Origin of the sequence: Shewanella sp. 10N.286.52.B9 (genome assembly GCF_002873635.1) — a bacterium.
Taxonomy (GTDB): Bacteria; Pseudomonadota; Gammaproteobacteria; order Enterobacterales; family Shewanellaceae; genus Shewanella.
Genome location: NZ_MCTY01000013.1, coordinates 47,637 through 55,723 on the forward strand (window position 1 = coordinate 47,637; position 8,087 = coordinate 55,723).

Consider the following 8,087-nt stretch of genomic DNA (forward strand, 5'->3'; position numbering starts at 1 on the left):
ATCGGCCCCTAGGGTGAGCCGCTAGCTGCTGCTATATCTTTGATAGCATCAGAGAAGGCTCACTCCTTTCAAGTCGATCGACTTCGGCAGTACTAGCTTGGCTTTATCAACTGCATGGGTGCAACTTTGCCTGCTGTTAGCCTTGCTACTTTGACGATGACTACCACGATAATTTTTACAGCCCCAGAATTCCCCCCGAGCGCTTTTTCTTAGCACCATATCAGCGCCGCAAACGCTGCATAACGGTGTGGTATGGGCGCATTGATCATTAAGACAGACTTTAAAGCCTGCAAAGCGTTTACGGGTCATGGGGCTTGCACAAAGCTCGCAGCCTGCTTCTTTGTGGTCGCACAAAGGAAAGTGGCAACAGGAATAGAATGATTTAAAGTTACCGGTTCTTTGCTTTAATACTCCTGTGGTGCAGCGAACACAGTTAATATCTTCAAACAGCCTTTGCACTATAGAGGTCGTAAATTCTGCTTGCTCAATGGCATAACCATCTTGAATAAGCTCTGTGACAAACGGGCTGACGTCGGTCATATCGGCCAGCACATAGGCGCGATGCTTAGCACGGGTTAACGCCACATAAAATAACCGTCGCTCTTCAGCGTACTTAAAGTCTTCTTCTTTTGCTAAAAAGGCATCTAACAAAGGCGGGATGATTTTATTTGATGGAAAGCCATGCTGGCCGGTTTTCATCCCGATGATCACCACATAGTCAGCCTCTTTACCTTTAGCGCCATGAAAGGACTGACACTCAATGGTTATATTGGAGTATTGCTGATTCAGTAGTCTTAGGGCATTACTATCTGGCAGCTGAAACCAAAAGCGGGCCAGTAAGTACACTGTCGGTTGCTTTGCGCCAGCTTTAAGCTTATTGATCCTAGCACTAATCGCCGACAATGCTTGCGCTAACGCATTAGGGCTTGGGTTGTCAGCTGTGGCGGCTTCATGTTCGCCGCGCTTAATCACTGATACCGCCGCTTGGGTCACTGTCACGTTGGAGCGAATCTGTTTTTTAAGCTGCGCCGGATTTTGAGTGACAAACTGGGTAGCAACATCGCCAATGCTGCTATTAAATCTAAATGTTTGGTCAAGATAGCTTGTCGCAGCTGCGCCAAAATAGTCACTAAAATGGGTCGTTAGGCTGACATCTGCGCCACTAAAACGATAAATAGCCTGCCAGTCATCGCCAACACCAAACAGTGACACTGTTGTTTTACTCTGTGTTGGGTAAGCCTGTGTTAATGCTTTAACTAAACGCGCTCTAGGCTCGGAGATATCTTGAAATTCATCCACCATAATATAACGCCACGGGCTAATGAATTGCCCTGTTTGTATATAGTTAAGCGCCTTGGCAATCATGTCTTCAAAATCGATATCGCCATTTGCAGCTAACTGCTGTTGGTAAGCGGTTAATATGGGCTGGAGCAATTCAAATGCCTTACGGCTTTGCTTGGGATCAGTAGCTTGATTAAATAGCTTGTCTAGGCCTTTATTATCAAGGCAAGCCGCTTTGTATAAACCAATAAGCTGACTAAATAATTTGGCTAATTCAGTCACCCGCCCAAGCTCATTAAGGGTTGCCAGTATCGCGTCATCGGGCAGCGGCGCATATTGCAGTTCAAATGCCGTTAATGCCTGTTGCAATTCTGCCGTTAACTGGCCCTTTTTATGCTGATAGTAAAATAGCTCAATACAGGCAGTATCATGCTGTTGATGTAACTCGCGTTTCCACTGTATCGACTCAAGATAAGCCTGATTATCGATATAACTGGCGGTATTATTAGCCTCATCAATGCCGTAATATTCAATATAAACATCATATTCTGGCAGGTAAAAATCAGGCTGGTACTGGCGAAAATCAACACTACTAACATCATGCTCATACTTGGCTTCATAGCGATATTCAATGCCGTTTTTAAATAGCCAGTTAGCAATATACAGTTCGCCGAAACTCTTAACCCGCTCGCCTTTAAGCGTGCGAATATCATTGTCAGTTAAGTATTGGAAGTACTCGCCTTCGGATTCAAAATCAAATGGGCTTTTTTCCACATAATAATATTGGCTAAAAAACTCACACAGCCGTTTGCGGTAAACCTCATCTTTAAGCAAGTAATCAAGCTGGAGTTGTAACCATTTCTCTTTGGCTTGGTCATCTTCTGCCAATGGTGACAAACTGGGCTGCTTGCCTTCCACTGCTGCAATAATCCTTAAACCAAGGCTGTGAAAGGTGCTGGCTTTGATATCATCAGTGCCGAGTTTTTGTTTGATGCGGTCATCCATTTCATCAGCGGCTTTGCGGCCATAAGCTAACAATAAAATATCCGCTGCTTGCGCTTGACCGCTGGCAACTAAATAGCCTGCACGCCCCACCATTACACTGGTTTTACCGGTGCCAGCCCCTGCCAGTAATAAATTGTTATCATCATCTATAACGCAAGCGCGGCGCTGTTTATCGGTTAATGGCTTTGATTCAACATTATCAAAAAAGTCTGCATATTTGACTAATTGCCTGTCAACATAAGCCGAACGAATTTGCGCTATCTTGGCGTTATTCCAATGATAAAAGCCAGATAATTTCACTAACGCAGCGTTAAGCGTTACCGATAACCCCGCCGATTTACACCATGGAAACCAGCGGCGATATTCACGTTTAATGCGAGGCTGCATTTGCCCAAGTAACGACTGACGTAAATACTTATTCGCTAAGGTATGCTCAATGCGGGCAACTAACTCACACAGCTGCTGCTCATGAGCTTGCGCCCAATATTGTTCAATCTCTTGTTTGAATTTGGCTTTAGAAAAGTAGCCCAGAAATGGCACCTGATAAAACTGGCCTTGGGCTTGAAATCGAAGCAAACTGCCTAAAAAGCTTGGGGTAAACTCGGCTGGCGCAGCCAGTTGCTGCCAAGTAAATTGTTGCAGCTGAGGTACAGGTTTTGCTGTAAACCAATGCCTAAATAAACGACCTTGCTGAGCACGAAACTCAATGCCATTAGCCGATAATTTAATGTCATCTGCAGCGCCTAAATACAGGCGCCCAAACCAACTATGCTTGATCGTTTTTTCTGATTTTTTAAATTTTTCTGGTAACAATTTACAACCTACGACTTAATGGCTGAACAGCAAACTATTGATATTTAGGCGTCACTATAGCTTAATCTTAAGCGCCTAAGCATGATCTTTATCTGCTAATGATTTAGCGATGGGCAATTGAGTTAACCGCAACTGGGGTTAATGAGATAGACAGGCGTTTTATGTAAGCAGGCTTGCGGGCTATCGCTATGAGTAAGCTCAAAAGATAGCGATTAAGATCTCGTCTAATTTAGAGCTATGAATAGGCTTAGTGACAACCTCAGTACACCCCATGCTGATCATATCGATACGGGTTTGCTCAAAAGCATCTGCGGTACAGCCAATAATTAACGGCTCATTAGCCAAGTTTAACGCTTTAATTGCCTTGGTCGCGGCAATGCCGTCCATCACCGGCATATGATTATCCATGATCACCAAGTCAAAGTGTGTTGCTTGCACTTTATCGACACCAATTTGACCGTTTTCAGCGACCTCACAATCAAAGCCGCGTTTGTTGAGGAACATCTTCATCACTTTTACATTGATTTTATTATCTTCAACAATAAGCACTTTTAAACCTGAGCCATCAAACATAGAGCTATGATGACCTGTGACCTGTTGCGGTTTGGCATCTAATTTAATCGGTATACTCACTCTAAACTGGCTACCTACCCCCAGCTCACTATTGAGTTCTATGCTACCTCCCATAACATTCACCAGCTCAGAGATAATCGCCAGCCCTAGCCCAGTGCCGCCAAACCGACGGGTGGTATCCGCTTCAGCTTGAGAGAATGCCTGAAAAACATAATCTTGTTTATCTTTATTAATACCAATACCGCTATCAGACACAATAATTTCTAATAACGGCTCAGCCTCATTATTGATGACGTTAATTGACGCGGCAATATGGCCTTGAGGGGTAAACTTCCACGCATTATTGAGCAAGTTTTGTAGTATTTGTTGAATTCGGATCTTATCAGCGACACAAACTTTATCTTGCTCGCCAGCCGACTCAAAGCTAAATGCCAAGCCTTTTTCATCGCACAAGGCTTTATAAATCGGTTCAACTTCCGACTTGAGTTCGTTGATGGTAAAACGGGTTAAATTTAAGGTTAATTTCCCCGCTTCAATTTTTGAAAAATCCAAAATATCATTGAGCACAGATAGCATGTGCTTTCCTGATCTCAATAAGGTATTGACCATCTCTTCTTGTTCAACATTAAGAGAAGTGTCTTTAATCAGTTCTGTCATACCTAACACGCCATTCATTGGAGTGCGAAGCTCATGACTCATTGATGCTAAAAACTGCGATTTTGAGATATTTGCGGCATCGGCTTTTTTGGCAGTGAGTTTTAACGAGTCTTCCAATTCTTTGCGCTCAGTAATATCACGCTCAACCGCCATAAAACCTTCTAGCTCACCTGAATCATCATACAGCGGCCCAATTTGCACCTCTAACCAATAGGCTTCGTTACTCTTGGTGTAGTTAATTATCTCAAAAGTACCAAAGCCTCTATTTTTTATTAGCTCACCAATTTTACGAGCCGTTACTTTGCTAGTCTTTGGCCCTTGCAGTAAATCTGCGGGTTTCATGCCCAACACTTCATGTTTTTTATAGCCTGTCATCTTCTCAAATGCACCATTGACCCAAATTATTTTGATATCAGGATCGGTAAATACCACCGCATCTCGCATATATTTGACAACCCGCGCAAGTCGAGTTGATTCAGCCTCTTTATTTTTTAAATTTTCCGCCTGTTGCTCAAGTAATTGCTGTGAGCGAGCTAATGACTGAAAGGGGGATACTAAGATTTTTCTACCCAAAAAATACAAGAGTAAAATGGTCATACTGGTAGCAAGCAGCATTCTAAGAAATAAGCTTCGTAAGAAGTCTGACTCTATTTTTTCAACAAATTGTGGCGATGATGCATACAGAAGATAAATATCAAATTGGGGGATCATTTTCGCTTGAGTCTGCCAGCCACCCTGGGGAGACATAGCCCAGTTAAACCTGTCTTGTCTGATCCCAAACCAATGATTTTTATCTGCAATTAATCGACCTATTAATTGCGAGTCATTTAACTGGATAATATAAGCAGTCAAGCCCTCAGCTAATGCGTGATATCGTATCGGCTCAGTGATTAATAAGTAATCTTGGCCACGCTCGTTAAAAAAGATATAGTTGTTATCATTAAGAATTGACTCATCATTAATCCCCTCAACCAGGTAATGTCTTAGTTGCTCCCCAAGCTCAAATTCAAGATAAATGCCCTCGCCAGCAAAGTCATACAGGTTCACAAAAGTATCTACATCATGTGGTTTTATCAGTGATAGTTGGTCATGTAAGGTATGTTTATCATCAACACCTTCTAGCGTCGCGCTGATAACATCAGGGTAAGTGGATATTTTATTAACATCCCTTTCATGGGCGCCGATGAACTCGGCAACGTATTGTTCAATTGCAGAAAATTTACCTTTTAAATTCTCTTCATTGATGAGTTTTGCAGTTTCAGCGGCCTGATTGGACACAAAAATATAACTGGACGCCATAAAGGTAATGGCCCCCAACAAAATAAACAGCGAAAATAAATGCATTCCATTTTTTTTATCAAACCACATAATAAATTCGACGCCTTAGGCTTACTGCTCAATCAATTTAACCGCATTAATATCATCGTATATCGCCATACATAAATCGTTTTCATCTAGCGCCTCATGGGCATCTGGGGCGCTATGGCTAAATACACTAAATGGTGCCTGATATTGTTTTATTAATCCGTCAACCGGCGCTGTCATCGACTCCAGTGCCTGCTTCATTGCGATGCGATTAGTGACTATATTGTCAGTAAAACTGACATTATTGGCGGCTGCGATAAAAATTTTACCGAGATCATAACCATGAACAAAGCCTGCCGGCGATTTGATGTTTTTATCAACAAACTGCTCTGGAAACATAGCTTTAGCATCATTAAAAACCTGCTGATTAAAATCAGTTACCTCTGAGCTATAAAAATTAAAGCATGATTGTATGAAGTGTAAATTTGCTTTATTGCGGATCTCAAATGGCACCACAGTGGCAAAATCCCCACCGGTAATCCCCCAGTGACTGTATATTGAAATATCCAAACCCAGCTCAGCCACAGCGGCTACGATTAACGCCCCTTCTGTGGCCCCTGCGACCATAAATAAGCAGTCAACTTGTTCTTTTTGGGCGGTTGCTAATAATAATCTTGCTTGCGCTGGGTTTATCCCCCAAGCAAACCAAGTTTCCCCCACTTCAGTCATGCCATAAGCCTCAAGGGCAGAAGTCATACTGCGATAATTAGATTTACCCCAAGCGGTATTTTCGAGCATCATGTGTGGTTTTTTACATTGTTTTTGCATCGCAAAATCAACTAAGTGCTTGCCAACTTTTTGATCATCTACCGAAAGCCGAAAAACAAAATTATCTTTTGAGGGGTATCGAGTAATTGGTCCACCAGCAGCCCAAGGGACAAGGGTGAGCAATTGTGACTCATTAATAAAATCTCGATATTTTATTAATGGCGGGGAATGCAGACCGCCTATAAACACTATCCCATTAGGATCTTTCAAAAAACGGTCCATATTCTTTTTGCTTCTGCCGACATTACCTCGATGATCTAAGGTGACAAATTCCACACCAAGGCCACCAAGTTTATTATCTGCCTGTTCAAATGCGACTTTAAAACCCTGTTCAATTGCTAATGACGATTCAATATGACCCGTTCTATCGGCATCAAAGTAAACTTTAAAAAACTTAGGAGAGGCGAGTATCTCGAGGGAATAACTAAATAATAGAAGCAAAAATACAATTTTAAGCATACTGACAATCCTTGGTTGGCATGCGGCAATTTTAGTCAAGCATCTTAGTTATAGCCTACCCTCTGAAAATAACCATATAAATTGTGATGCTATTTGTGCCAGTAACGCAGTCATGCCAAGCTAAGTTAGTTTGATACTCGTTAGGTTTGCCCTACTTTTCAGCCTTACGCAATTTGTATATCTAAGTTTTCAAGCTCATTAACTGAGTCCTTAACTGAGTTAGCTCGCTGCACAATAAACTCGCTAAACACCTTAATCGATTGGCTTTGTTGGTTTTCTGCTAGGCTAACAATACTGAACTTAGCATTCAGTTTCGGCATCAATTGCGGGCTAAGCTGCACCAAGGTGCCCGCTAATAATTCATCACGTACTGCTATTTCTGGAGTTAGCACTACTAAATCTGAATGAAAAATAGCGTCTTTAATTGAGTGAAGCTGATCAAAACGAATTAAACCGGCAAAATCATCTCTTTGTAATTGAAATAAGTCTTCAAATTGATTGGCGATGGTAATGGGCAATTTCAATGGGATCGCCAAAGGATAATCTCTAAATGTCGCTAAATATAATCTCGGCAGCTTAGTAAGCGGGTGATCAGGACGACAACAAAATATCACCGGAAATGGTGGCAGCGCTTGTAAGTGAAGTAATGGGTTATCTTCAAGCTCAGTCACTTTGGCTTCCGCAACAAACAAATCCAACTTTCCTTGAAGTAACAGCTCTGTTAATGATTGCCAATGATCCACTTTAAAATCAATGGTCATTTTGGGACAAGCCTGAATAAACTGCCCCAATATAGGGCCCACTAAACAGTTTGATGGAATAGGGCTGGCGCCAATGCTAATTTCATGCTCATTTTCACCATGAAAGCTGGCGATATCGCGTTTTAGTTTATCGTGCTGCTTTACAATGTTTTGGCTATGAGCTAATACCATTTCCCCCAAAGGGGTTAGCGTCATATTTTTAGAGTCGCGCTGAAATAGCTTACCACCAACTAATAATTCGAGTTTTTGCAAGCTTTTGGATAGTGACGGCTGAGTAATATTTAACTCTGCGGCAGCTTTATGAAAGTGTTTTAATTCAGCCAATACAACAAAGTATTTAATGTGACGTAATTCCATATCAATCCTACTTATATTTAAACTGAATTATTTAAATTAATATTTTCG

At 41.8% G+C, this 8,087-nt stretch carries 4 protein-coding genes; all 4 read right to left on the reverse strand.

The features are described from left to right. Positions 1-48 precede the first annotated feature (48 nt). The gene (locus tag BCU91_RS01555; protein ID WP_102530750.1) at positions 49-3,099 is read right to left on the reverse strand and encodes a UvrD-helicase domain-containing protein; all 3,051 of its coding nucleotides are present in this window, start codon (positions 3,097-3,099) and stop codon (positions 49-51) included. Positions 3,100-3,297: 198 nt separating this feature from the next. After that, complete coding sequence (locus tag BCU91_RS01560) at positions 3,298-5,697, reverse strand: ATP-binding protein (protein ID WP_102437021.1); 2,400 nt, start codon at positions 5,695-5,697, stop codon at positions 3,298-3,300. A 21-nt stretch (positions 5,698-5,718) separates the two neighbouring features. Further along, the gene (locus BCU91_RS01565) at positions 5,719-6,921 is read right to left on the reverse strand and encodes an ABC transporter substrate-binding protein (protein ID WP_102476036.1); all 1,203 of its coding nucleotides are present in this window, start codon (positions 6,919-6,921) and stop codon (positions 5,719-5,721) included. Between the two features lie 164 nt (positions 6,922-7,085). Then, complete coding sequence (locus BCU91_RS01570) at positions 7,086-8,039, reverse strand: LysR family transcriptional regulator (RefSeq protein ID WP_102519929.1); 954 nt, start codon at positions 8,037-8,039, stop codon at positions 7,086-7,088. Between the last annotated feature and the right edge of the window lie 48 nt (positions 8,040-8,087).

Excerpts from the sequence above, each read along its gene's own strand:
- BCU91_RS01565 (WP_102476036.1), bottom strand. The coding sequence starts at position 6,921 with ATGCTTAAAATTGTATTTTTGCTTCTATTATTTAGTTATTCCCTCGAG.
- BCU91_RS01560 (WP_102437021.1), bottom strand. The coding sequence starts at position 5,697 with ATGTGGTTTGATAAAAAAAATGGAATGCATTTATTTTCGCTGTTTATT.
- BCU91_RS01570 (WP_102519929.1), bottom strand. The coding sequence starts at position 8,039 with ATGGAATTACGTCACATTAAATACTTTGTTGTATTGGCTGAATTAAAA.